Origin of the sequence: Micromonospora hortensis, from assembly GCF_022230935.1 — a bacterium.
In the GTDB taxonomy this organism is placed as follows: domain Bacteria; phylum Actinomycetota; class Actinomycetes; order Mycobacteriales; family Micromonosporaceae; genus Micromonospora; species Micromonospora hortensis.
Map to the genome: position 1 here is coordinate 235,465 of NZ_JAKKFE010000070.1, position 24,209 is coordinate 259,673.

Below are 24,209 nucleotides of genomic sequence, written 5' to 3' on the forward strand. Positions count from 1 at the left end.
ACGTTTCCACCCGATCCGACAGCACTACCCCGTGACGCGGCAGCTACACCAGGCTCGCACGAACCTGGCGTACCTCGTGGACGAGTCGATCCACCAGACCGTCCAGCGGCAGCTCGGTGTGCCCGTCGCCGGCCCGCTCGCGCAGCTCGACGTACCCCTCGGCGAGCCGGCGGCCGACCACGACGGCCCGGGGGATGCCGATCAGCTCGGCGTCGGTGAACTTGACCCCGGCCGAGACGTGCGTGCGGTCGTCGACAAGCACCCGCAGGCCGGCGGCGGCGAGACGCCCGCCGAGCTCCAGCGCCGCGTCGAGCTGCGGGCCCTTGCCCGCAACCACCAGGTGTACGTCACACGGCGCGACCGCCGCCGGCCAGACCAGTCCCCGGTCGTCGTGGTGCTGCTCGGCCACGGCCGCCACCGCCCGGGAAACCCCGATGCCGTAGCAGCCCATCGTCGGCCGGACCGGCTTGCCGGCCGGCCCGAGCACGTCGACAGCGAAGGCGTCGGTGAAGCGGCGGCCGAGCTGGAAGATGTGCCCGATCTCGATGCCCCGCCGAATGGTCAGCTCGCCCGCCTCGCACTCCGGGCAGGGGTCGCCGGCGCGGACGTCGGCCGCCTCGATGGTGCCGTCGGGTGTGAAGTCCCGTCCGCACACCACGTCGGTCGCGTGTCGGCCCGACTCGTTCGCTCCGGTCAGCCAGGCAGACCCGGTCACCACCCGAGGGTCGACCAGATAGCGGATGCCCAGTTTGTCGAGCAGTTGCGGGCCGATGTAGCCGCGAACCAGCTCCGGATGCTCGGCCCACTCGTCGAAGACGGTCACCTGTGCCGGGTGCAGCGCGGCACCGACCCGCTTCAGGTCGACCTCCCGGTCACCGGGCAGCCCGACGACCAGCAGTTCGGCCCGGTCGGCACCCGGCTGACGAACTGACAACACGACGTTCTTCAGGGTGTCGGCGGCGGTCCAGCCGGCCCGACCGCCCAATTGGCGCGCGTTCGCCAACTCCACCAGGCTGGCGATCGTCGGAGTCTCCGGAGTGTCGTGCACCTCGACGGCCGGCTGCGCGCTCGGGTCACCGGCGCTCGGCACCCGGGTGGCCACCGCCTCGGTGTTCGCCGCGAAATCGCAGGAGGTGCAGCCCACGAAGGTGTCCTCGCCGACCGGCGTCGCCGCCAGGAACTCCTCCGACGCGGAGCCGCCCATCGCGCCGGACATCGCCTGCACCACCGTGTAGTCCAGCCCCAACCGGTCGAAGATCCGCCGGTACGCGGCGCGATGCCGCCCGTACGCCTCCCGCAGCCCCGCCTCGTCCAGGTCGAAGGAGTACGCGTCCTTCATCAGGAACTCCCGGCCGCGCAGCAACCCGGCCCGAGGCCGCGCCTCGTCGCGGAACTTCGTCTGCACCTGGAACAGCGTCACCGGGAAGTCCCGGTACGAGGTGAACAGGTCCTTGACCAGCAGCGCCGCCATCTCCTCGTGGGTGGGCGCCAACAGGTGCTCGGCACCGCGCCGGTCGGCGAGGGTGAAGATGTCGTCGCCGTACTCCGTCCACCGGCCACTCGTGCGGTACGGCTCGGCGGGCAGCAGCGCCGGAAAGTGCACCTCCTGGTCGCCGATCGCCACCAGTTCGGCGCGTACGACCTCGGTGATCCGATCAAGCACCAGCTTGCCCAGCGGCAGCCAGGTGTAGCCGCCCGGTGCGGCACGACGGATGTAGCCGGCGCGCAGCAGCAGCCGATGGCTCGGCACCTCCGCGTCGGCCGGATCCTCGCGCAGGGTCCGCAGCAACAGGGTCGACATGCGTAGCAGCATCCGCGCAGCCTACGGCCGGTGCGACAGGATGAGCGATCCATTTCGATCCGAGCGGACCCGATGCCGGCAACCATCGGCGCCGTTGCTGGCGTCTGCAAGGACACCAAGTCCTCGTACCCCGACCTGAAGGATTGGCCCGTGTGGACCCTCTGCTGAGTGAGTTCGACTCGTTCGTCCGTACCCGCACGCCAGCGTTGCTGCGCTCGGCCTACCTGCTCACCGGCGACCAGCACCTGGCCGAGGACCTCGTCCAGTCGGCCCTGGCCCGGACCCACCGCTCCTGGAACAGCCTGCACCACAGCGGCAACGCCGAGGCGTACACCCGCAAGACCATGTACCACCTACAGGTGTCCTGGTGGCGTCGGCGCCGGGTACCCGAGTCGATGCCGGGCGACCTGCCCGAGCCACGCGGAGGCGACTCGGCCCCGGACCACGCCCACCAGACCAGTCTGCGGCTCACCCTGCGGGCGGCACTGGCGAAGCTCTCCCCGAAGCAACGTGCCGTGCTGGTGCTGCGGTTCTTCGAGGACCGCACCGAGGCGGAGGCGGCGGACCTGCTCGGCGTCACGATCGGCACCGTGAAGAGCCAGACGGCCAAGTCACTGGCCAGGCTGCGCACCGTCGCACCCGAACTCGCCGAGCTGTACGTCCTGGAAGGGAGTACCCGATGAACGACCAGCGCCTCCGGCTCGATTTGACCGCCCTGGCCGACGAGGTCACCTCGGTCGACCTGCGGGACCGGACCCTGCGTACGTCCCGCCGGCTCGGCATCCAACGGGCGGTGGCCACGTCGGCAGCCGCGCTGGTGCTGATCGCCGCGGCGGCCGGTACCGCCTTCGCCATCCGACCGGACCAGTCCCCGACCCCGCTGCCCGCCGACACCCCGTCGGTCACCGCGACTCCGACGCCGTCGGCGTCCCCCACCCCGACGCCCTCCACCAGCGCCGGCGACACCCCCGGCGCCCCACCCAGCGGCGGAACGGGCACGAACACCCCGTCCGTGCAGTTCGGCAAGCTCTTCTACGGCCCCGCCAGGAACCCCGTCGGCGAGAACGGGAATCTGCGGTCATGGCGTCCGGGTGAGAGCCCGGTGCGACTCATGGAGCTGCCGCACACAGCAGCGATCCTCAACGTGAACGTGTCGCCGGATGGCCGCCGGGTGGCCTGGTCGGGCGAGGATGCCGAGGACAGCGGCGACCTCTACATCGCCAACGTCGACGGGTCGAACAAACAGAAGATGCGCTCGGAGGTCGACCCGTACTGCGTCACTCCGGCCTGGTCCCCAGACGGGCGGCAGTTGCTGTTCCGCGTGGATTTGCCAGGCGGTGGCCATGGCCGGTTCGGGTTATTGGATACGCGCTCCGAGAAGAGGACGGTGCGCTGGTGGCGCACCGAACCTTCGGCCTGCCATGCCGTCTGGTCGGCGGACGGTAAGACCATCGCCATGACCACCGATGTCGGGGTCACGGTCGATGCCGGGGTCGTGCTCTACGGCACGGACGGCACGAAGAAGCGAGCCATCCCCGGCTTCTCCCTCGACGGTTGGCACAGCAACGACATCGCTAGTCTCTCCCCGGACGGTTCCCGGATCGCCCTGCTGCGAATGAAACTCGGTGAGGACGACGGCAACCTCGCGCGTGATCTGCGGGCCAATGTGGTGTTGGACACCCGTACGGGCAAGCAGGTCTCGTTGCCGTTGGGTGGGCGCACCTTGGAACAGGTCTACTTCCAGTCGGACGGCTCGATGGTCGTGCGGGTCAAGGCCGGCAGCGGGTACGCGCTGCTGCTGGTGGACGAGGACGGCAGGAAGATCTCCGAGACCGCTGAGCCGGCGAGTCTGAAGAACGAGCAGATCCTGGCCGTCGTCGACTGACCGATCGGCGCGAGACGGGCGGGTCACCCTCGGGTGGCTCGCCCTTTCCGCGTCTGCGCACCGCCGGCCAGGCGGTGTTGATCACGGTCGGTGAACTGCGGAAAAGGTTGCCGGTGCGAGCGGATCCGACTGTCAGGTAGTAGCGCGCCGCGGCGGCAACTCGGCAGGGCCAGGGGCTCGTCTTGGGTGGTGCCAGGCACTGTGAGCCTCCACAAAGGATGGAAACGATGAACCTCGGCCCGTTCACCCACACCACCCGTCCCGCCTCGGCCCGTCGTTCCGGTGCGCTCGCCGGTACCGCTGCCCTGCTGCTTCTGGCGTTCGGTGTGGCTGCCTGCGGCACCGCCGACCCGAAGGCCGCGCCCGCTCCGGCCGAATCGGCCACCGCCACCGCCGCCGCTCCCTCGGCCGGCGACACCTCGGCCGCCGGCACCGGCGGCTCCGTGCCGGATGCGGCCCCGGCTGTCGCGCCGGCCCGCCCGGCGGTCGGCTCGACGCAGTGGCCGCAGCTCACCTGGTACACCGCCGAGGAGCACGGCCAGAAGCAGAACGACCCGGCCCGGATCTGGCGGCGTACCCCTGCTGGGACGTGGCAGGTGGAGCGTTCGGGCCGTCCCCAGAACGGCAAAGCCCTCAACGGCCCGCTCGCCGTCTCGCCGGACGGCCGACGGGCGGCCTGGGTGGAAGGGTCCGCCCGCCGGCTGGTGATCAGCGCGTTCGACGGCACGAAGCGGCACGTCATCCCGACCCAGGGCCAGCAGACCTGCGCGCCGAGCTGGCTCGACTCCGGGCGGGTGCTGTACGGCCTGGGGCGGGAGAAGGAGCTGACGCTCATCGCGGTCAACGCCGACGGGACTGGGCAGAAGGTGCTCGCCACCCACTACCCGAAGTGCCCGACGGTGTCCGGCGGATGGATCGCCCAGGTCGGCGCGCAGACCGTGGCGATCGGGGACGAGCGAGGCGTCCGACATGCGATCAGCCCGCGCCTCCCCGCCGGCCTCGTCATTGGTGGGGTGGCGGCGGTCTCCGGCAACGGCCGGACGCTGGTGATCAGCGCCCACACGACCAGCCCCGGGGGATGTGGGTGCAGCGAGCGGTTCCGCAACTACCGGCTCGACGCGGTCAGCGGGGCCGTCACCGAGCTGGCGCCGTTGGACCCGGCGTGGAAGCAGGCGACCGGGCATGGCGAAGCCGTCGACGGGGTCGTCCTGGCCGACGGCGGCCTGGTGGTGCAGATCAACGCGGCGACGCCGGCCGACGGCGCGCCGGCGTACCGGTTGGTCCGGTACGCCGCCAGTGGCCGGGTGCTGGCCACCGCGTCGGTGCCTGCCGGCCAGCCGTGGGGTGGTCTGCTGGGCTGAGCTCCCGGTGCCGCGTCACCGGGTACGAGGGACCGGCCACTCACGGGGGTGGCCGGTTCCGCCCGTCGTCTGTGCAATGACCTCCGACACGTAGTGGATTCGGGGCGGTGCCGGGCGTTCCTGCGGTGACAGACTGGTCGCCGCAGGCAACGAGTGGCGTGAGGGAGGCGCGGGTGCGCTGGCGCAGTTTTGTCGCGGTCGGGGACAGCTTCACCGAGGGTATGGACGACGCGTACCCGGACGGGACCTTCCGGGGCTGGGCGGACCTGGTGGCGACCCGGCTCGCCGCCGACGCGGGGCCCGACTTCCGGTACGCGAACCTGGCCATCCGGGGCCGGCTCTTTCCCAGCGTGGTCGCCGAGCAGGTGCCCTCCGCCGTCGCGATGAAGCCCGACCTGATCAGCTTCGCGGCCGGTGGCAACGATGTGCTGCGGCGCACCTTCGACCCGGACACGCTTGTCGCGCGCTTCGACGAGGTGGTCCGGCAACTGCGCTCGGGTGGCGCGGACGTGCTCCTCTTCCGGTTCGCGGACGTGATGGCCCGACTCCCCGGCCAACGCCTCGTCGCCCCCCGGGTGCAGCTGCTCAACCAGGCGGTCGGTGAGACCGCCGAGCGGCACGGCGCCATCATGGTCGACCTGTACGCCGACGACACGTTCCTCAACCCCATGCTCTGGAGCACCGACCGGCTGCACCTCTCCCCGGCCGGGCATCGCCGGGTCGCCGGGCAGGTGTTGAACGCCCTCGGGGTTGGTTGCGACGAGGAGTGGCTGATGGTCCCGCCACACCCGTCGCCGTCGCCGTGGCTGGCCGCCCGCGCTTCCGACCTGCGGTGGGCCGGTCAGTACCTCGCCCCCTGGGTGAAGCGGCGGTTGACCGGTCGGTCGTCCGGCGACACTGTGACGGCGAAGCGCCCGCAACTCGGCCCGCTCGTCGACTGAGCATGATCACCCTGCACACGGCGGCCCTGCTGCGCCGCGACCGGGACGGCGAGTCGTTGCCCGACCACGCCGTGCTGGTCAGTGGCGACCGGATCGAGGCCGTCGGCCCGCTGGCCGAGCTGAGTTCGGCGTACGCCAACGCCCGAGTTCGCCGCTGGCCCGGCACGCTGGGGCCGGGTCTGCTGCACGTCGGCCCGCTTCCGCCCGCGCCGACCCCGCGTGAGCGGGTGCACGCGCTGCTGCGTACCGGGGTGACGGCGGTGCTGGCGGAACACCTTGCCGACCCCGCCCTGCGGGCCGCAGCCGAGCGCGGTGACCTGCTGGTGCTGGCCACCGCCGTGGCGCCGACGCTGCGGTCGGCCGGGCGGGCCGACCTCGCGGTGCACGGCGTCGACGGGGCCTGTCTGGTGACAGTCGTCGCTGGTCGGATCGCCCACCGTCGCGCCTGAACAGGTCGGAAGATCTCCACTGTGGAGTCGATCGATCGAATCGGGGTAGCCCGATGTCCGTCGTCCTCGATAGCATCCGCTGCCCCCGCTGATCGGAAGGCGGGGACATCGGGGAAAGGTGGATGAGGGATGACCCTCATACCTGGCACGACGACATCCGCAGGACCGGTCCGGGCACTGCTGGCCATGGGGCTTTCCGTTGCGGTCGCCGCCGGGGCGCTCACGCTCACGGCCACACCGGCCGCAGCGAACGAGGCGCTGAACCAGCCGCCGGGTGTGCCGACCGAGCTGCACACCTCCGGCGAGCCGTGCACGACGGCCGAGCCGTACCAGTTGTGGCAGAACGACGACCTGGCGCTCTCCGCCGTCCTGCACGACCCGGACGTCGACGAGAACGGTGGCACCGACCGGTTGACCGCGACCTTCGCGCTCTGGCCGGTTGAAGAGCCGACGGCTCGGATCGAGCGATTCGGGTACAACGGTCGGGAAGGCGATCGGGAGAGCGGCCTCTTCGAACGGGAAACGCTCACCCACGACCGGTTGTACGCGTGGCAGGTCCGGGCGGCGGACAGCCAGGCGACCGGCGAGTGGAGTGGCCTCTGCTATCTCCGGACCGACTTCCAGGGCCCGGAGGTCGCGCCGGTCGTCACCTCCACCGACTTCCCGGTCGAGGGCTGGCACCCGGCGCTGTCGGGTCAGTTCACCTTCGACGCGGCGGCGACACCGGACGCGGTCGGCTTCCGGTATGAGCTGCTCGGCGGCGACGGCGTCCACGCGGTGCCGGCGGACCAGCCCGGCGGCTCGGCCACTGTCACGCTCCGCCCGGATGCGGGGCCCAACACTCTCGTGGTGTGGAGCCTGGACGCGGCAGGGAACAGGTCACCGGAGGCGCGGTACGAATTCCGGGCCAGCGACGTCGCGCCGATCGTCACCGGCAGACTCACCGAGATCGGCGTGCCGACCACGTTCACCGTGCAGCCGCAGATGGCGGGTGTGATCCGCTACCGGTTCCACCTGGACGGCGACCCCGAGCAGACGGTGGAGGCGGCGGCCGACGGCACTGCCACGCTGACCGTCACCGCGACCCGGGGCGGCAACCGGACGCTCTCCGTGACCAGCGTGACCGCCGATGGCGTGACCGCCACCACGGCGAGCACCTTCGCGCTGTCCACCGCCCCGAAGATAACCGCGACTGTCTATCGGCAGGGCGGCACCAGTGGCGGGCCGGGTGTGCCCGGTGTCTTCACCTTCACCCCGCGCCAGCCTGACGTGGTCAGCTACCGCTACAGCTTCAACACGGTGACCAGCACCGTGGCCGCGGCGGCCGACGGCACCGCGTCGGTGACCTGGACGCCGACCAAGGCCGGGCTGACCATGCTCACCGTCTGGAGCATCGACCGGAACGGCACCCAGTCGGGTTCGACGTCCTTCATCTTCTTCGTCGGCAATCTGCCGCCGAGCAACCCGGCGCAGGCCGGCGACCAGTAACCCGCCGATCGGCCGGCCCACCATCCCGTGCGGGTGGTGGGCCGGTCCTGTTACAGCGGTCGCGGCGGGCGATCCGGCGTACCTTGGGGATCATGTCTGTGCCGAACGATCCCGATCCCCGCCTCCAGTCGTACGCGGACCCCCAGCGGCTGGTCACCACCGAGTGGCTGGCCGAGCATCTGGGCGATGAAGGCCTCGTCGTCGTCGAGTCCGACGAGGATGTGCTGCTCTACGAATCCGGTCACATTCCCGGTGCGGTCAAGGTCGACTGGCACCTGGATCTGAACGATCAGGTGACCCGGGACTACCTGGACGCCAAGAGCTTCGCCGAGATGTGTGCCGCGAAGGGCATCGGCCGGGGCGACACTGTCGTCTTCTACGGCGACAACTTCAACTGGTGGGCCGCGTACGCCCTCTGGGTCTTCACGCTCTTCGGTCACGCCGACGTGCGACTGCTCGACGGCGGCCGGCAGAAGTGGATCGCCGAGGGACGCGAGGTGACCCGCGACAAGCCGGCTCGCCCGCGCGCCGACTATCCGGTGCCGCTGCGCGACGACGCGCCGCTGCGGGCCTTCCGTGAGCAGGTCATGGCGCACGTCGCCTCCGGGCGGCCACTTGTCGACGTCCGGTCGCCGGGTGAGTACACCGGCGAGATGCTGCACATGCCGGACTACCCGCAGGAGGGCGCGCTGCGCGGTGGACACATCCCGGGCGCGCTCAGCAAGCCGTGGAAGTCCGCCGCCAACGAGGACGGCACGTTCAAGTCCGCCGACGAGCTGAAGGCCATCTACGCCGACCAGCTCGGGCTGAGCCCGGACGACGACGTGATCGCGTACTGCCGGATCGGCGAGCGGTCCAGCCACACCTGGTTCGTGCTGCGGCACCTGTTGGGCTACCCGCAGGTGCGCAACTACGACGGCTCGTGGACCGAGTGGGGCAACCTGGTCCGGGCGCCAGTCGTCAAGGGCGACCAGCCCGGCGGCCTGACCGTCTGACCAGATCGTCGTGTGATCGACTCGGGTTCCCTGACGTCGGGCTGTCCCACTCGCCGGGACACCGCGACATCTATGAGCCCGAGTCGATTACGTCGAGACCCGTGTCAGCTGGCGAGTGCGAACACGCCGCGCAGGTCGCGGACGATGCCGGTGATCTCGCCGGTCTCCGGGTGCCAGCGCGCCAGGGCGGCCGGTTCCAGTCGGAGTAGCACCGCGCCCTTGTTGTCCCAGCCCAGCACGTCGCAGCAGCCCTTGCCGCGCTCCCGGCCCAGGTCGAGCAGGTGGAGCACGGCGCCGGTCCGCGCGTCCAGCACTGCCGTCCCCTCTGCGCCGTCGATCTCGCTGTTGGTGATCCAGGCCGCCCGCGCCAGCCGCTCGCCGTGCAGCCAGCCCCGGCCGTAGAACTCGTTGACCTGGTAGGGCGAGGGCAGCCCCGAGGTGTCGACCGGTTGTTCGGAGCGGAGTTCGCCCTCCCGGGCGGTCCGGCTGCGCAGCTTCAGGCTGGCCCCCTCGCCGTACATGTCGATCAACGGGGCCTCGCGCCCGGCGGCCGGGTCGGGCGCGATCAACTCCCAGGTCGACACGTCGATAGTGCTGGCCGCCCCGGTGACCCGGTCCACCGCGTACGTCCGGTCGTCGCCTCCGACCAGCACCCGGTCGTGCGCCCACACCACCAGCTCCAGGTAGCCGTCGAGGGGTATCCGGCGGACGGCCGCCGTGGTGAGATCGATCATGATCAGCTCTTTGGTCTGCGCGAACGCCGCCGACCGGCCGTCCGGCGACAGCACCCCCGGCTTCAGCGCGGGCGCCTCGTTGCCGCCCGCGTCCCGAGTCGGTGCCAGCGTCACCACGTCGAGGCTGCGCACCACGCCGTCGTTGCCGAGCACCCGGACCGGGCCGTCGGCGCGATACTCCTCGTCGACGGGCTGGAACATTGCCAGTGCCTGCTGGACCGGTCGCTCGGAGAGCGGCACTGTCGCCGGGTCGCCGAGCTTGGCCAACGGATCGGGCGGGTAGGTCAGCTCGGCGGGCGGTTTCTGCACCGGACCCGCGTGGGAGGGGTCGACGGTCGGGGTGACCGTCGGGCCGACCGGAGGGGCTGGCGTCCGGTCGGCGGGCGGTCGCAACGCCGCCACCGTGCCGCCACCGACCAGCACCACGGCCAGGGCGACCACTGCGACGGCCCGCCGGGTACGCCGGGTACGCCGAGCCCGTTCCCATCCGGCGGCGGCCGGCTGGCTGGGGAGCACGTCCTCGACGCTGACGGTCAGCAGTCGACGCAATTCCTGCTCGTTCACGGGTTCACCTCCAGGCCGCTGGCCAGATCGGCCGAGCCTCGGCTCGATCGGGCATCGCGGGCGAGTTCCGGGGCCACCTCGCGGAGTCGGCGCAGCGCCGCATGGCACTGGCTCTTCACGGTGCCGACCGTCACCCCGAGCGCCTGGGCGGTGGCGACCTCGGTCAGGTCCTCGTAGTAGCGCAACACCAGCACGGCCCGCTGCCGCGGTGGCAGCAGGCCCAGCGCGTCGTGCATGGTCAGCCGTAACGCGCCGTCACGGTCGTGGGCCACCTGGTCCGGCGGTGCGGCGCTGAGCCATTCGCGCCGTCGGCGACGCCACCACGACACCGAGTCGCGGTAGAGAATGGCCCGCACGTACGCGGAGGGGTCGCCGTCGCGGACGGAGGACCAGCGCAGCGCCAGCTTGAGCAGCGCGTCCTGGAGGAGGTCTTCGGCCTGATGCCGGTTGCCGCAGATCAGGTAGGCCGCGCGGAGCAGCCGGTGCTGGTGGTTTTCCACGAAGGCGAGGTAGCCGTCGCGTCCGTCGTCCCTCGTCGGCGCCATCCGCCCTCCTCCCGGCCGTCGCGCTGTAGGCGTCACCTGGCAGACGCACGGGAGGCGGCAAAAGGTTGGGTCAGCTCGGTGGCGTTCCGGTCAGATAGCGCTGGAGCGTCGGCGCGATCCAGGCGACCAGCTCGTCCGGCGTGGTGTCCACCATGGGCGGCAGGCGGACGATGTATCGGGTGAAGGCGAGGCCGAGGATCTGACTGGCCACCAGGCCGGCCCGTCGGGCGGTCAGGGCCGGGTCGCTGCCGAACGTGGCCACTGCGGCGGTGAGCTGGTCGGCGAAGATGCCGCGCATGCGTTCGGCCGCGCCGGGGTTGGTGCTGGCGGCCCGCAGCAGCGCCACCAGGGTCTCGTCGCCCTCCCAGCGGGCGAGGAAGTGCCGGACCAGCACCTCACCGAGGCGGGCGGGCGGCACCGAGGTCAGGTCGGGCAGGCGGAGGTCGAACTCGGCCGCCGCCGCGAAGAGCCCCTCCTTGCTGCCGTAGTAGCGCATCACCATCGACGGGTCGATCTGGGCGTCGGCGGCGATGGCCCGGATCGTGGCGCGCTCGTAGCCGTCCGCCGCGAACCGTTCCCGGGCCGCTCGCAGGATCGCCGCCCGGGTGGCGTCGGAGCGGCGGGGCTGGGTCGACTGCGCGGACGGGGTCATGCCAACGACCGTAGGCCAACAGGTGTTGACACGCAATCAGGACGGCCCTAGCGTTGCCAACACATGTTTGCCAACAGGTGTTGGCAACGGTTTCTGGAGGTGGCCATGCTGCCCACGAGCACCGACGTCCTGGTGGTGGGCGCCGGCCCCACCGGTCTCGCCACCGCCTTGACGCTGGCCCGGCGCGGGGTCGAGGTGACAGTGCTGGACCGGATGGCCGCGCCGCCGACGACCTCCCGCGCGGCCGTCGTGCACGCGTACACCCTGGAGGTGCTGGACCAGATCGACGCCGCGGCGCCGCTGATCGCCCAGGCGGTGCGGACGCCGCGTTTCACAGTGCGCGACCGGGACCGGGTGCTGCTGTCGGTGCCGTTCCACGAGTTGCCGTCCCGCTTCCCCTACGCGCTGCTGGTCTCGCAGGCGGTCACCGAGACCGTGCTGACCGAGAAGTTGGCGGAACTGGGTGTCCAGGTACGACGGCCGTGCCAGCTCACCGGGCTCAGCCGCGCCGGTCACGGCATGCTCGCGCAGGTCGACGACGAGACACTGCGGGCCCGGTTCGTGGTCGGTGCGGACGGCCTGCACAGCACGGTCCGGCAGTTGGCCGGCATCGGCTTCACCGGCGACAGCGACGAGGAGTCCTTCGTGCTCGCCGACGTGCGGGTGCGCAGCGTGCTGCCTCGCGACGAGGCGGCGCTCTTCCTCGCCCGCCCCGGACCGCTGGTCTGGGCGCCACTGCCCGGTGGGGTGGTCCGGTTGGTTGCCGCCGTGGCGAGCGCCCCGGCCGAACCGGACGCGGCCTACCTCCAGGCGCTGCTCGACGAGCGCGGCCCGGCGCGACGACCCGACCGGGTGACCGAGGTGCTCTGGGGCTCCCGGTTCCGGGTGCACCACCGGATCGCCGACACCTTCCGAGCCGGGCCGGTGCTGCTGGCCGGCGACGCCGGACACGTGCACAGCCCGGCCGGCGGGCAGGGCATGAACCTCGGCATCTGCGACGCGGTAGCGCTCGGCACCGCAGTGGCGGACGTGCTCGACGGCGGCCCGGAGACGCTGCTCGACGACTACACCGCCAGGCAGCGGCCGATGGCCGAGGACGTGCTGAGCTTCGCCGCCGGGCTGACCAGGATGGCCGGTGTCTCGCCGGCTCGTCGGCCCGCCCGCGACGTGCTGCTCCGGCTGCTCGGTGCCGTTCCACCGGCCCGCCGACGCATCGCGCTGCGCCTGTCCGGGCTGTCGCACCGGGAGCGGACGCCGGGCTAGCCCGCGCGGCTCAACACGGCGGGCGCTGCCGGGCGCAGTGTCCGCCACGCGGCGACGGTGACCAGCGCGAAGGTCGCCGCCGCCGCGCCCGCCACCGGCGCCGTGCCGTACGCCGCGGCGGCCAACCCGGCGAGCGCCGCCCCGAGCGGCGCGGTGAGCAGACCAACCATCCGCTGGGCCGCACCGACCCGGCCCAGCAACCCGCTCGGCACCTGCCGCTGCCCGTACGACGCCCACAGGCTGTTCCACACCACGGTGCCGCCGGCGAAGACGGCCAGCGCGATCCCGCCCGACACCGGATGCCGAGCCAGCGCGAAGCCGGTCAGCGCCACTGTCTCCACGGCCAGCACCGCACGCAGCGCCGGCACCGTGCCGAGCCGGGCGGCGAGCCGCCCCGCCCCGAGCGCCCCCGCCACGCCCCCGACGATGGCGGCGGCGGCGAACAGCCCGTACCCGGCCGGCGGCACCCGGAGCACGTCCAGCGCGTAGAGCACCAGCACCGCCATGATTCCGCTGATCGCCAGGTTGCTCGCGGCGGTGAGCAGCGTGACCCGCCACAGGGTCCGGTGCGCCAGCAGCCAACGCAGCCCCTCGACGATCTCGCTCCACACCGAGCCGCGCCGTCGCGCCGTCGCTGTGGTGATGGCGGGACGCGGACTGAGGGCCAGCACGAGCACTGCGGCCGCCGCGAAGGTCACGGCGTCGAGGGCGAACGGGAGGGCCGGGGCGACGGCGAACAGGACACCGGCGGCGGGCGCCCCGAGGAAGCCACCGGCCACCGCCGACCCCGCCTGGAGCCGGCCGTTCGCCCGGGGCAGCGCGTCCGCCGGCACCAACGCGGGGAGCAGCGCGAACGACGCGGAGTCGAAGAGAGTGCCCAACGTGGCGAGCAGGAACGCCGCCACCAGCAGCACCAGCACACTGACCCGGTTGAGCGCGACCACCACCGCCAGCGCCGCCACCACTGCCGCGCGTACCCCGTCGACCAGCGCCATCGTCCGACGGCGGTCCCAGCGGTCCGCGTACACGCCGCCGAGCAGACCGAAGAGCAGCGGCGGCAACTGCCCGGCCACCGTGACCGCCGCGATGATCCGCGGATCGCGGGTCACTGTCGCGGCCAGCAGAGCCAGTGCCGGGGTACGCAGCGCGTCCCCGAACCGGGACGAGACGGCCGCGGACCACAGGAGCCGGAAATCCCGGCCCAGAGCGGAGGAAGTCATGCCGGCGACCGTGCCGGTTCGACCGGGTCGAGGGTCAAGCCGCCGGGGCGAAAGGGGACCGCGCCTGTCGGTGATCATCGGTACGGTGAGCGCCGGCATCGGGACCGGGGAGACAACAGACGTGGATCACACTTTCCAGGTCGACCTACGTGGCGTGGTTGACCTGCTCAGTCATCACCTCTACGGCAGCCCGCGGGTCTACGTCCGCGAGCTGCTCCAGAACGCGGTGGACGCGATCACCGCCCGACGCAGGACCGAGCCGGACGCGCCGGCGCTGGTACGCATCGAACCCCCGGACAGCACCGGCGACGGCACACTACGGGTCCACGACACCGGCATCGGCCTGACCGAGGCGCAGGTGCACGAGCTGCTTGCCACCATCGGCCGCAGCTCGAAGCGCGACGAGCTTGGTTTCTCCCGGCACGAGTTCCTCGGTCAGTTCGGCATCGGTCTGCTCTCCTGCTTCCTGGTGGCCGACGAGATCCAGGTGCTCACCCGGCACGGCGACAACCCCACGGTTCACTGGACCGGGTACGCCGACGGCCGCTACGCGGTGACGGTGGCCCCGCCGGAGGCCGCCCGAGCCGAGCCGGGCACCACAGTCACGCTGGTGCCCCGCCGGGACGCCGACCAGTGGTTCACCACCGCGACAGTCACCGACCTGGCCCGCCTCTTCGGCGCGCTGCTGCCGGTCACCGTCCGCGTCGGCGACGTCGTCACCACCACCGGGGAGCCGCCCTGGCCGACCACGCCGGGTGCGCCACTGGACCGCGCGGCGCTGATCCGGTACGCCCGGGAGACGCTCGGCGTGGACCCGTTCGACGTCCTGCCGCTGGCCGTGCCGGAGGCCGGGCTGACCGGTGTCGCCGTCATCCTGCCGACGCCGGTGAACCCGGCGGCCCGGGCCGGGCACCGCGTCTACCTCAAGCGGATGCTGCTCACCGAGAACGCCGACGGGCTGCTGCCGGAGTGGGCGTTCTTCGCGCACTGTGTGGTGGACGCGACCGAGCTGCGCCCGACCGCCAGCCGGGAGGCCCTCTACGAGGACACCCTGCTGACGGCGACCCGAGAGGCGCTCGGCGACCAGGTGCGCGGCTGGCTGGTCCGGTTGGCCCGGCACGACCCGCACCGGCTGGCCGAGTTCCTCCAGGTGCACCACCTCGGGGTGAAGGCCCTGGCGCTGCACGACGACGAGATGCTCCGGCTGGTCGACCAGTGGTGGCCGATGGATACCAACGTCGGCACGCTCACCCTCGCCGAGTTCCGCGAACGCCACGGCGTGGTCCGCTACGCGGCCAGCCTCGACGAGTTCCGCCAGCTCGCCGCGGTGGCCGCCGCGCAGGACCTGGCGGTGGTCAACGCCGGCTACACGTACGACACCGAACTGATCGAGCGGCTGCCGGTGGTGGACCGCTCGGTGCTCATCGAGCGGCTGGAGCCGAGCGACCTCACCACCCGGTTCGACGCGCTCGACCCGCAGGTGGAGTTGGCGCTGCGGCCGTTCCTCGCGGCGGCGCAGCGGGCCGTCGAGCGGTCCGGCTGCGAGGTGGTCATCCGGGCGTACGACCCGGTCTCGCTACCCGCGCTCTACCTGGTCAGCCGGTCGGCGGCGTTCAACGACCAGCTCGCCGCCAGCCGGGACCGGGCCGACGAGCTGTGGGGTGGAGTGCTCGACGCGCTCGCCGCCACCGCCCCGCCGGACCGCCCGCAGTTGGTGCTCAACCACCGCAACCCGCTGGTCCGACGGGTGACCATGCTGAGCGACCCGGAGCTGGTCGGTCTGGCCATCGAGGCGCTGTACGGGCAGGCGCTGCTGCTCGGCCACCATCCGATCCGCGCCGCCGACGCGGCGTTGCTGAACGATTCCTTCCTCGGCCTGCTCGGCCGGGCTGTCCCGGGACGGGAGTGAGCATGAGCGACGAGGATCTCTGGCGGGTGCTGCGCGGCATCTCCGACATGCCGTACGGAGCGGGGCAGATCGCCGCCCTGGAGCAGTTGCTGCGCCGGGTGGACGCCGCCGACGACCGGCACCTTGCATTCGTCACCCGGATGCAGGCCACCACCAGCTACATCTACGGCGGTGAGCCGGCCAAGTCCTTCGTGACCTTCTCCTGGTGCCTGTCCGAATTCGACAGTGACCCGCAGCCGTACCACCAGCGTCACCTGCACAATCTGCTCTGGCACTTCAAGTACATGATCAATGGGCTGCTGAACTTCCCGGAGGTGCCGCTCGACCGCACGTACGCCGTGCTGGACGACATGGAACGCCGCTACCGGGCCGGCGGGCACAGCCTGCAGGCAGTGCACAAGCACCGGTTCCGGGTCGCCGACCACGTGGGCGACGTCGAGGCCGCCGCGCACTGGTACCGGCTCTGGCAGACCACGCCGCGCGACGGCCTGTCCGACTGCGCCGGTTGTGACCCCACCAGCCAGGTGGGCCACCTCGCCGACACCGGGCGGGACGCGGAGGCGGTGGAGCTGGCCGAGCCGGTGCTCGCCGGCCGGCTCAACTGCAACGAGCAGCCGCAGTCGATCCTCACCGCGCTGCTCCTGCCGTACCTGCGGACCGGGCGGGCCGAGGAGGCGCGGGACGCGCACCGAGAGGCGTACCGCCGGCTGCGCGGCAACCTCGCCAACCTGTGGGACGTCGCGGACCACATCGAGTTCTGCACGATGACCGGCAACGAGGCGCGGGCGATCGAGCTGGTCGAGCGGCACCTGGACTGGCTGGACCGGCCGCCGTCGCCGGCCGCCGCCATGCACTTCGCGGCGGCGGCCACCGCGGCGCTGCGTCAGGCCGGCCCGTCGACCGTGTACCGCCGGGCCGCCGACGGCCGGCCGGCCGCCGAGGTGTCGGCGGCGTCGTTGGCGGACGAGCTGGCCGGGACCGCGACCGGTCTGGCCGCCCGCTTCGACGCTCGTAACGGCACGAGCCACCAGTCGCAGTGGGTCGCTCGTCGGCTGGCCGTGCAGGCGAGCGGGGAGCATGTGCCGCTGTCCGCGAGCGTCCGCCGCCGCCCGACCCGCCCGATCCGTCCGGTCGGGGATCAGCCCAGCGCACCAGCGTCGTCCACCGAGCGCGCCGAGCGAGTGCGAAGCGCGAAGGGTGAACGACCCGCCGTGACAGTGCCCGCCGACGCCGGCCCGGACGATCTGCTGGACCTCGCGGAGCAGAGCTGGGGCCGGCACGACCGGGCCACCTTCCGGACGGCACTTGTCGCGTTCGACGACCGGTTCGGCTCCGCTGAGCTGCCCGCCCGCACGTCCGCGCACCGGCTGGCGCTGCGGGCGTCCGAGCGTGGCGACGACGACATCGAGGGTGCGATCACGCTGAATCGGGCGGCGTTGGAGCTGTACCGGAAGGCGGACGAGGAGGTGGCCGCCCAGACGGTTGCCGGTCGGCTCGGCGTGCTGTTGACCCGGTCCGACGAGGACACCGAGGAGGGCCTGCTGCTGGTCCGGGAGGCGGCCGAGGTCCTGGACCGGCTCGGCGACGCCCAGCAGCGGGCGGCCGGACACGACCGGGTGGCGTTGGCGCTGCTGCACCGCGAGCGTTGGGCGGAAGCGCTCGCCGCGCTCGAACGGGTACCGGCCGACGCGGGCGGCGATCGGTACCTGGCGGCCCGGATCGCACTGCACCGTGGGCACCTGCTGGAGCAGGTGGACCGCGTCGACGAGGCCCGCGCCGCAGTCGAAGAGGCGCGCCGGATCGGCCGGGAGTTGGGCGTCGGCGAGGTGGTCACGGGTGCGTGCCTGGCGTACGCGCGGCTGGTCGACGATCCGGCGGACGCCGTCGCCGCCTGCGACGAGGCGTTGGAGGCGGCCACGGCGGACGCGGAGCTGCCGGTCCGGGTCACCCGCGCCCGGGCGTTGCTGGCGGCCGGCCGGGCCCCGGACGCGGTGGACGACTTCGTCGAGGCGGTGACGCTGTGCGTGGAGCGGGGCGCCGAGGGGGACGCGTTCCTGCGGTGGGAGCTGGCGAACGCGTACCGGATGGTGGGCCGGCTCGCCGAGGCCGCCGAGGTCGCCGAGGAGGCCGTGCTCGGTCTGGATCGGCTGGGCGCCCAGGCCGAGGCCGATCGTTGCCGGCACCTGCTGGCCGGCGTCTACGCCGGCCTTGGTGAGATCGACCCGGCGTTGGCCCTGTTGGAGCAGTTGGCCAGCAATCTGGACGGACCGGACAACCTTCCGCACCGGGCGCAGGTGCTGGAGGAGGCCGGCGGGATCCTCTACGACGCCGACCGGGACGCTGCGGCGGGCGAGCGGTTCGCCGTTGCGGCCGAGGCGTACCGGCTCGGTGACCTGCCGCTGGACGAGCTGCGCGCTCGCCGGCGGGAGACGTACGCCTGGTTCTGGGCCGACGACCGGGACGCGGCGTTGCGCGCCGTCGAGGTGGTGGACGGGTTGGCGGCGAAGCTGGCCGGGCAGGCCGAACCGCCGGTGCTGTACGAGCTGGCGATGGCGGCCGAGGCCGGAGCGCGGGTGCTCACCGGGCAGGACCGACTGGACGAGGCCCTGGCCCGGCTCACCGGGGTGCCGGACCGGTTGCGCTCGATCGAGGCGTTCGGCGAGGCCGCCCAGGTGGAAACCCTGATCGGTGAGCTGTTGCTGCGCCTGGACCGGCCGGCCGAGGCGGAGCCGCTGCTGCGCCGCGTGCTCGGTGGGTCACCGGCCGCCTCGCGGCAGGTCCGCCAGGCGGCCTGGCTGCTGGCTCGGGCGCTGGATCTGCTCGATCGACCCGCGGAAGCGGCAGCGCTGCGCGCGGAGCACGACCTGAACGAGGACGACTGATCTCGCCGGCCGCCCCTGGCCAGGTCAGGGGCGGCCCGGCCCGGGGCGGACGGAACTGACCGGCAACCATCGCGGGCTCCTCGCGGTCTAGGCTTGCCCGGTGACGGTGGAGCAGCAGGCACGGGGCGCGGCGGGTGCGGGCCGGCGCAGGTCCCGCAAGGACGAGATCCTGGAGATCGCGGTAGGTCTGTTCGCGGCGCGTGGCTATCACGGCGTGTCGATGGACGACATCGGCGCGGCCGCCGGGGTCACCGGTCCGGCGCTCTACCACCACTTCGCCGGCAAGGAAGCCATGCTGGCCGCCGCGCTGATTCCGGTCAGTGAGGGGTTGCTGGCCGGTGGGCGGGAACGTGCCGTCGGGCGCTCGGACGACCCGCGCGGCGTGCTGGAGTCGCTGATCGACTTCCACGTCGAGTTCGCGCTGGCCAATCCGGCGGTGATCGCGTTGCACCTGCACGAGCTGGACCGCCTGCCCGAGGAGCCACGGCGCCGGATTCGTCGCCTGCAACGGCTCTACGTCGAGGAGTGGGTGACAGTGCTCACCGCGCTGCACCCGGGGATGCCCGACGGTGAGGCGCGGGTTCTCGCGCACGCCGCGTTCGGCCTGATGAACTCGACGCCGTTCCTCGGTGGTGAGGTGGACCGGCGGCGCCGCGCCGAGCTGCTGCGCGGCGCGACCCTGGCCGCGCTGCTCGCCTGAGCCGACTCGTCAGAACCGTACCGGTCATGATTCCCTGACATCGTCCCACCATCCGGACGCCGGGAGGAAACATGATCGAGTCACTGCTGGTCGCCAATCGGGGCGAGATCGCCCGCCGGATCATCCGGACCGCCAAGCGGCTCGGCATCCGCGTGATCGCTGTGCACTCGGAGGCCGACGCCGACCTGCCGTTCGTCGCGGAGGCGGACGAGGCGGTCCTCATCGGCCCACCGAACCCGGCGCTGAGCTACCGCAACACCGAGGCGATCCTCGCCGCCGCGAAGTCGACGGGCGCGCAGGCCATCCACCCCGGGTACGGCTTCCTGTCGGAGAACGCCGAGTTCGCCCGTACCGTCGAGGCGAGCGGCCTGATCTGGGTCGGACCCGACGCGGACGCGATCACCGCGATGGGCGACAAGATCAACGCCCGGAACCTGATGGCGGCGGCCGGTGTTCCGGTCGCGCCCGGCACCACCGATCCGGCCGCCGACCTGGACGCCGCGGTGACGGCCGCGGCCGAGATCGGCTACCCGGTGATGGTCAAGGCCGCTGCCGGCGGTGGCGGCATGGGCATGGGCGTGGCCGCCGACGAGGCCACGCTGCGCACCGAGTACGACAAGGTGCGCGCGTTCGCCGAGCGGATGTTCGGCGACGGTTCGGTGTTGATCGAGCGGTACTTTCCCCGGGTACGGCACGTCGAGGTGCAGATCCTCGGCCTGGCCGATGGCCGGGTGGTGGCGCTCGGCGAGCGGGAGTGCTCGGTGCAGCGGCGCAACCAGAAGCTGGTCGAGGAGTCCCCGTCGCCGGCTGTCTCGCCGGAGCTGCGATCCCGGCTCCTGGCGGCTGCGGTGCGGGCCGGCGAGGCGGTCGGCTACCGCAACGCTGGCACCGTGGAGTGCCTGCTCGACCCAGCCACCGGCGAGTTCTTCTTCCTGGAGATGAACACGCGGTTGCAGGTGGAGCACCCGGTGACCGAGTACGTCTACGGCATCGACCTGGTCGAGGAGCAGTTGCGGGTGGCCTCCGGGTTGGCGCCGACGTTCGACCCGGCCGCGTTGACCCCGAGTGGGCACGCCATCGAGATGCGGATCAACGCGGAGGACCCGAAGCGTTTCCTGCCCGGCCCGGGTGTGATCAGGACGTGGGTGGAGCCGACGGGCGAGGGTGTCCGGGTGGACTCGGGCTACACCGAGGGCAACACTGTCACCCCGTTCTACGACAGCCTGCTGGCCAAGCTGATCGTCAGTGGCGCGACCCGCGACGAGGCGCTCGACCGCGCCAAGGCAGCCGTCGCGGCGTTCCAGATCGAGGGCCCGAAGAACAACGTCCCCTTCTTCGCCGAGCTGCTCACCAACGACGAGTTCCTCTCCGGCGCCTACGACACCAGCATCGTCTCCCGCATGCGCTGACCGCCCCGCTGACCGCCCCGGTGATCAAGAGATTTGCGTCAGGATTCGCGCCGCAGATGACGCGAACCTCTTGATCAACAGCGGGGTGGCATGCTGGGAGGACCCCCTAAGCACTGCTTTCGTCACAGTGAGGTGACCCCTTATGGCGGACCTGCCAGATTCCGTCTCGATCCGCGAGGTTGGGCCGCGGGACGGGTTGCAGAACGAGGACCCGATCCCGACCGACGCCAAGGTGCGGCTGCTCGACGCCCTCTCCGGCACCGGCGTACGCCGCATCGAGGCGGTGTCGTTCGTGCATCCCAAGGCGATTCCGCAGATGGCCGACGCCGACGAGGTGTGGCAGCGGGCGGTGAAGGCCGACGGGGTGCGGTACTCCGCGCTGGTGCCGAACACCCGGGGCGCCCAGCGGGCCCTCGCCGCCGGATTCACCGAGATCGAGGTGGTGGTCTCGGCCAGCGACACCCACAACCGGCGCAACGTCAACCGGTCCACTGACGAGTCGCTGGACGACATCGCCGAGCTGATCGACCTGCTGCACGGGGCGTCGGCGCGGGTCGAGGTGATCGTGGCGACCAGCTTCGGCTGCCCGTACGAGGGGGACATCGACCCGCAGCGGGTGGCCGGGATCGTGGACCGGGTCGTCCGCGACGGCGCGGACCGGGTCGCGTTCGGCGACACCACCGGCATGGGCACCCCACGTCGGGTTCGCGAGCTGCTGACAGCGGTACGCGACAGCAACGCGCACGTGCCGGTCCTGCTGCACTTCCACAACACCCGGGGTACGGCGCTGGCCAACCTGCTGACCGCGCTGGAGCTGGGGGTGACCGAGTTCGACGCCAGCGTCGGTGGGCTCGGTGGCTGCCCGTACGCACCGGGTGCGAGCGGCAACCTGGCCACCGAGGAGGCCGTGCACATGCTGCACGACATGGGCATCGACACCGGCATCGACCTGCCTGCGCTCATCGAGGCCGCGGAGCTGGCCGAGGAGTTGCTCGGCAAGAAGCTGCCGTCCGGTGTGCTGCGGGCCGGTCCGCGTACCCGGCTGACGCCGCTGCCGAGCTGAGGACGCGAGGGAAGGGGCCGGCGCACGCGCCGGCCCCTCCACGTGCCAGGTCGATCAGCTCACCGAGGTGAGCGTGCTCGGCCAACTGTCGCGGAAGATGTCCGCGCTGCGGTCGGTGGCGCTGAACGTGCCGGCGAAGAGGTTGCTCACCCGGCTCGCCTCGGCGGAGCTGGGGTAGGCGTTGGTGCAGCTGGTGCCGGCGCTGCCGCCGGACATCAGCAGCGCGCAGTTTCCGTTGTAGTTGTCCGGCAGGCCGAGGATGTGCCCGATCTCGTGGGTCATGATCCGCAGCACGCTGTACTGGGCGGCCTGCTGGGTGTCGATGTAGACCCGGCCGTTGCCGAGGCTGGTCCGCTGGGCGTACGAGCCGCCGCCGGTGATCCGGTAGATGCGCAGGTTGGAGCCGCAGTTGGCGGAGAGCGTCAGGTTGACTGTGGCGTTGTTCCAGATCGAGGCGGCCTGGTTGGCGACGCTGGCGTAGCTTCCCGCCTGGCTGGTGTTGTAGCAGATGGTCATGGCGGCGGACGCGGGCGAGGGGTTGGCGACCGTGATGCCGAGGGTGGCGAGCGTCGTCGTGAGCAACGCGACGGCGAGCCGATTGAGTCGTGAGGTCATCGCTGACTCCGATCTGGGAGGAGGGGTGCCAGGAGCCTAGCGATATGTATTCACGTTTTTCAATGTCTTGCTCTCGGCTTCGCTGTCTGGTTCGCTCGTGGGTCGCCGACAACCTCGCCGATGCGCTAGCCTAACGATCGTTCAGGTCAGTATGGCGGAGGAGTCGGCGTGACGCTCGACGGTGAGGCACTGGAGCAGCTGCGCAAGCGGGCCCGGTCCGGCGGCGCGGACAAGTACCACGCGGCCAACGCGGCCAAGGGCAAGCTCTTCGCCCGTGAACGGGTCGCGCTCCTGGTCGACGAGGGCTCGTTCGTCGAGGACGGCCTCTACGCCAACACGATGGCCGAAGGGCTGCCCGCCGACGGCGTGGTGACCGGCACCGCCACCATCGACGGCCGACAGGTCTGCCTGATGGCCAACGACTCCACGGTCAAGGCCGGCAGCTGGGGCGCCCGCACCGTCGAGAAGATCATCAGGATCATCGAGCGGGCGTACGGCGCCGGCGTGCCGATGGTCTACCTGGTCGACTCGGCCGGCGCCCGGATCACCGACCAGGTCGATCTCTTCCCCGGCCGGCGTGGCGCCGGCAAGATCTTCTGGAACCAGGTCCGCGCCTCGGGCTCGATCCCGCAGGTCTGCGCGCTGTTCGGCCCGAGCGCAGCCGGTGGTGCGTACATCCCGGCGTTCTGCGACGTGGTGGCGCTGGTCGACGGCAATGCCAGCATGTACCTCGGCTCCGACCGGATGGTCGAGATGGTCACTGGCGAGAAGACCACGCTGGAGGCGATGGGCGGGGCGAAGGTGCACACCGCCGAATCCGGCGTCGGGCACTTCCTCTGCAAGACCGAGGCCGACGCGCTCGACGTCGTGAAGACCTACCTGTCGTACCTGCCGGCGAACTGGACGCAGGCGCCACCGACCGCACCGGCGGTCGCCGCGCCCGCGAAGGCCGACCTGGCGGCCTTGGTGCCGGCCAGTGAGCGGCAGGCGTTCGACATGCGGCGGTACGTCAAGGGCCTGCTCGACGAGGGTTCGTTCTTCGAGATCCAGGCGCTCTGGGCCAAGGAGCTGACCATCGGCTTCGGCCGCCTCGACGGTCAGGTCGTCGGCGTCGTCGGCAACAACTCGATGTTCAAGGGCGGCGTGCTCTTCGTCGACTCGGCCGACAAGGCCACCCGGTTCGTGCAGCTCTGCGACGCGTTCAACGTGCCGCTGCTGTTCCTCAGCGACGTGCCCGGCTTCATGGTCGGCAGCGCCGTGGAGAAGCAGGGCATCATCCGGCACGGCGCCAAGATGATCACCGCGATCTCCGAGGCGACAGTTCCGAAGATCTGCGTGGTGGTCCGCAAGGCGTACGGCGCCGGTCTCTACGCGATGGCCGGCCCCGGGTTCGAGCCGGACGCGACCATCGCACTGCCGACCGCGAAGATCGCCGTGATGGGGGCCGAGGCCGCCGTGAACGCTGTCTACGCCAACAAGATCGCCGCCATTGCGGACGAGGACGAGCGGGCGGCCTTCGTCGCCGCCAAGCGGGCCGAGTACGAGCAGGACATCGACGTCGTCCGGCTGGCCAGCGAGTTGGTGGTGGACGCCATCGTCGAGCCGCACGACCTGCGCACCGAGCTGGTCCGTCGATTCGCGGCGGCCAGCACCAAGGATCGGCACTTCTCCCGCCGTCGGCACGGCGTCACCCCGGTCTGATCACCGACTCGGGCCCGCACAGCGACCCGCCC

At 71.8% G+C, this 24,209-nt stretch carries 20 protein-coding genes; 14 read left to right on the forward strand and 6 right to left on the reverse strand.

The features are described 5' to 3' along the window. Window positions 1-43: 43 nt before the first annotated feature. Complete coding sequence (locus NIE111_RS30385; RefSeq protein ID WP_238687651.1) at window positions 44-1,813, reverse strand: proline--tRNA ligase; 1,770 nt, start codon at window positions 1,811-1,813, stop codon at window positions 44-46. A 140-nt stretch (window positions 1,814-1,953) separates the two neighbouring features. On the opposite strand from NIE111_RS30385, the gene NIE111_RS30390 reads away from it, so the two are divergent. The 7 genes from NIE111_RS30390 (at window position 1,954) to NIE111_RS30420 (ending at window position 8,920) form a co-directional block, all read left to right on the forward strand. Next, window positions 1,954-2,484, forward strand: coding sequence for a SigE family RNA polymerase sigma factor (locus tag NIE111_RS30390; protein ID WP_112726603.1), 531 nt, complete (start codon window positions 1,954-1,956; stop codon window positions 2,482-2,484). Next, on the forward strand, window positions 2,481-3,686 hold the full coding sequence (locus tag NIE111_RS32165) for a hypothetical protein (protein ID WP_266304093.1): 1,206 nt from the start codon (window positions 2,481-2,483) through the stop codon (window positions 3,684-3,686). The genes NIE111_RS30390 and NIE111_RS32165 overlap by 4 nt, the downstream gene beginning before the upstream one ends. Window positions 3,687-3,913: 227 nt before the next feature. After that, on the forward strand, window positions 3,914-5,047 hold the full coding sequence (locus tag NIE111_RS30400) for a TolB-like translocation protein (RefSeq protein WP_238687652.1): 1,134 nt from the start codon (window positions 3,914-3,916) through the stop codon (window positions 5,045-5,047). Between the two features lie 173 nt (window positions 5,048-5,220). Beyond that, a complete protein-coding gene (locus tag NIE111_RS30405) occupies window positions 5,221-5,988 on the forward strand; it encodes an SGNH/GDSL hydrolase family protein (protein WP_238687704.1) in 768 nt (255 codons plus the stop codon). 2 nt (window positions 5,989-5,990) lie between these two features. Further along, window positions 5,991-6,437 (forward strand): imidazolonepropionase-like domain-containing protein, encoded by a 447-nt coding sequence (locus NIE111_RS30410; protein WP_238687653.1) that lies wholly within the window; start codon window positions 5,991-5,993, stop codon window positions 6,435-6,437. A 129-nt stretch (window positions 6,438-6,566) separates the two neighbouring features. Next, window positions 6,567-7,925, forward strand: coding sequence for a gluzincin family metallopeptidase (locus tag NIE111_RS30415; protein ID WP_238687654.1), 1,359 nt, complete (start codon window positions 6,567-6,569; stop codon window positions 7,923-7,925). Window positions 7,926-8,017: 92 nt separating this feature from the next. Next, window positions 8,018-8,920: a sulfurtransferase gene (locus NIE111_RS30420; RefSeq protein ID WP_238687655.1), complete on the forward strand. Its 903-nt coding sequence runs from the start codon at window positions 8,018-8,020 to the stop codon at window positions 8,918-8,920. Window positions 8,921-9,024: 104 nt separating this feature from the next. Here the strand turns inward: NIE111_RS30420 and NIE111_RS30425 are convergent, their stop codons facing one another. The 3 genes from NIE111_RS30425 to NIE111_RS30435 form a co-directional block, all read right to left on the reverse strand. Beyond that, on the reverse strand, window positions 9,025-10,218 hold the full coding sequence (locus NIE111_RS30425) for a hypothetical protein (RefSeq protein ID WP_238687656.1): 1,194 nt from the start codon (window positions 10,216-10,218) through the stop codon (window positions 9,025-9,027). Next, window positions 10,215-10,763: a SigE family RNA polymerase sigma factor gene (locus NIE111_RS30430; protein ID WP_238687657.1), complete on the reverse strand. Its 549-nt coding sequence runs from the start codon at window positions 10,761-10,763 to the stop codon at window positions 10,215-10,217. The genes NIE111_RS30425 and NIE111_RS30430 overlap by 4 nt, the downstream gene beginning before the upstream one ends. A 70-nt stretch (window positions 10,764-10,833) precedes the next feature. After that, complete coding sequence (locus NIE111_RS30435) at window positions 10,834-11,415, reverse strand: TetR/AcrR family transcriptional regulator (RefSeq protein WP_238687658.1); 582 nt, start codon at window positions 11,413-11,415, stop codon at window positions 10,834-10,836. Between the two features lie 105 nt (window positions 11,416-11,520). Between NIE111_RS30435 and NIE111_RS30440 the strand changes: the two genes are divergently transcribed. Further along, window positions 11,521-12,678, forward strand: coding sequence for an FAD-dependent oxidoreductase (locus NIE111_RS30440; RefSeq protein WP_238687659.1), 1,158 nt, complete (start codon window positions 11,521-11,523; stop codon window positions 12,676-12,678). On the opposite strand, the gene NIE111_RS30445 is transcribed toward NIE111_RS30440, so the two are convergent. Further along, window positions 12,675-13,898 carry an MFS transporter gene (locus tag NIE111_RS30445; protein ID WP_238687660.1) on the reverse strand — a complete coding sequence of 408 codons (1,224 nt, stop codon included), beginning with the start codon at window positions 13,896-13,898 and terminating at the stop codon, window positions 12,675-12,677. The two genes, NIE111_RS30440 and NIE111_RS30445, sit on opposite strands and share 4 nt — an antisense overlap. Before the next feature lie 121 nt (window positions 13,899-14,019). Between NIE111_RS30445 and NIE111_RS30450 the strand changes: the two genes are divergently transcribed. The 5 genes from NIE111_RS30450 to NIE111_RS30470 all read left to right on the forward strand — a co-directional run bounded on the left by NIE111_RS30450 (window position 14,020) and on the right by NIE111_RS30470 (window position 21,861). Further along, the gene (locus NIE111_RS30450) at window positions 14,020-15,807 is read left to right on the forward strand and encodes an HSP90 family protein (protein ID WP_238687661.1); all 1,788 of its coding nucleotides are present in this window, start codon (window positions 14,020-14,022) and stop codon (window positions 15,805-15,807) included. Between the two features lie 2 nt (window positions 15,808-15,809). Beyond that, the gene (locus NIE111_RS30455; protein ID WP_238687662.1) at window positions 15,810-18,689 is read left to right on the forward strand and encodes a hypothetical protein; all 2,880 of its coding nucleotides are present in this window, start codon (window positions 15,810-15,812) and stop codon (window positions 18,687-18,689) included. Window positions 18,690-18,789: 100 nt separating this feature from the next. Further along, window positions 18,790-19,389 carry a TetR/AcrR family transcriptional regulator gene (locus NIE111_RS30460; protein ID WP_238669677.1) on the forward strand — a complete coding sequence of 200 codons (600 nt, stop codon included), beginning with the start codon at window positions 18,790-18,792 and terminating at the stop codon, window positions 19,387-19,389. A 71-nt stretch (window positions 19,390-19,460) separates the two neighbouring features. Continuing rightward, entirely contained in the window at window positions 19,461-20,798 is a 1,338-nt protein-coding gene (locus NIE111_RS30465; protein ID WP_238687663.1) for an acetyl-CoA carboxylase biotin carboxylase subunit, read from the forward strand. Between the two features lie 142 nt (window positions 20,799-20,940). Then, on the forward strand, window positions 20,941-21,861 hold the full coding sequence (locus NIE111_RS30470; RefSeq protein ID WP_112601220.1) for a hydroxymethylglutaryl-CoA lyase: 921 nt from the start codon (window positions 20,941-20,943) through the stop codon (window positions 21,859-21,861). A gap of 54 nt (window positions 21,862-21,915) precedes the next feature. On the opposite strand, the gene NIE111_RS30475 is transcribed toward NIE111_RS30470, so the two are convergent. Continuing rightward, on the reverse strand, window positions 21,916-22,476 hold the full coding sequence (locus tag NIE111_RS30475) for a snapalysin family zinc-dependent metalloprotease (RefSeq protein ID WP_238687664.1): 561 nt from the start codon (window positions 22,474-22,476) through the stop codon (window positions 21,916-21,918). A gap of 168 nt (window positions 22,477-22,644) precedes the next feature. Between NIE111_RS30475 and NIE111_RS30480 the strand changes: the two genes are divergently transcribed. After that, window positions 22,645-24,177: an acyl-CoA carboxylase subunit beta gene (locus NIE111_RS30480; protein WP_238687665.1), complete on the forward strand. Its 1,533-nt coding sequence runs from the start codon at window positions 22,645-22,647 to the stop codon at window positions 24,175-24,177. Window positions 24,178-24,209: the final 32 nt, after the last annotated feature.

Excerpts from the sequence above, each read along its gene's own strand:
- NIE111_RS30465 (WP_238687663.1), top strand. The coding sequence starts at position 19,461 with ATGATCGAGTCACTGCTGGTCGCCAATCGGGGCGAGATCGCCCGCCGG.
- NIE111_RS30455 (WP_238687662.1), top strand. The coding sequence starts at position 15,810 with ATGAGCGACGAGGATCTCTGGCGGGTGCTGCGCGGCATCTCCGACATG.
- NIE111_RS30435 (WP_238687658.1), bottom strand. The coding sequence starts at position 11,415 with ATGACCCCGTCCGCGCAGTCGACCCAGCCCCGCCGCTCCGACGCCACC.
- NIE111_RS30400 (WP_238687652.1), top strand. The coding sequence starts at position 3,914 with ATGAACCTCGGCCCGTTCACCCACACCACCCGTCCCGCCTCGGCCCGT.
- NIE111_RS30420 (WP_238687655.1), top strand. The coding sequence starts at position 8,018 with ATGTCTGTGCCGAACGATCCCGATCCCCGCCTCCAGTCGTACGCGGAC.
- NIE111_RS32165 (WP_266304093.1), top strand. The coding sequence starts at position 2,481 with ATGAACGACCAGCGCCTCCGGCTCGATTTGACCGCCCTGGCCGACGAG.
- NIE111_RS30445 (WP_238687660.1), bottom strand. The coding sequence starts at position 13,898 with ATGACTTCCTCCGCTCTGGGCCGGGATTTCCGGCTCCTGTGGTCCGCG.
- NIE111_RS30385 (WP_238687651.1), bottom strand. The coding sequence starts at position 1,813 with ATGCTGCTACGCATGTCGACCCTGTTGCTGCGGACCCTGCGCGAGGAT.
- NIE111_RS30430 (WP_238687657.1), bottom strand. The coding sequence starts at position 10,763 with ATGGCGCCGACGAGGGACGACGGACGCGACGGCTACCTCGCCTTCGTG.
- NIE111_RS30410 (WP_238687653.1), top strand. The coding sequence starts at position 5,991 with ATGATCACCCTGCACACGGCGGCCCTGCTGCGCCGCGACCGGGACGGC.
- NIE111_RS30440 (WP_238687659.1), top strand. The coding sequence starts at position 11,521 with ATGCTGCCCACGAGCACCGACGTCCTGGTGGTGGGCGCCGGCCCCACC.
- NIE111_RS30470 (WP_112601220.1), top strand. The coding sequence starts at position 20,941 with ATGGCGGACCTGCCAGATTCCGTCTCGATCCGCGAGGTTGGGCCGCGG.
- NIE111_RS30475 (WP_238687664.1), bottom strand. The coding sequence starts at position 22,476 with ATGACCTCACGACTCAATCGGCTCGCCGTCGCGTTGCTCACGACGACG.
- NIE111_RS30415 (WP_238687654.1), top strand. The coding sequence starts at position 6,567 with ATGACCCTCATACCTGGCACGACGACATCCGCAGGACCGGTCCGGGCA.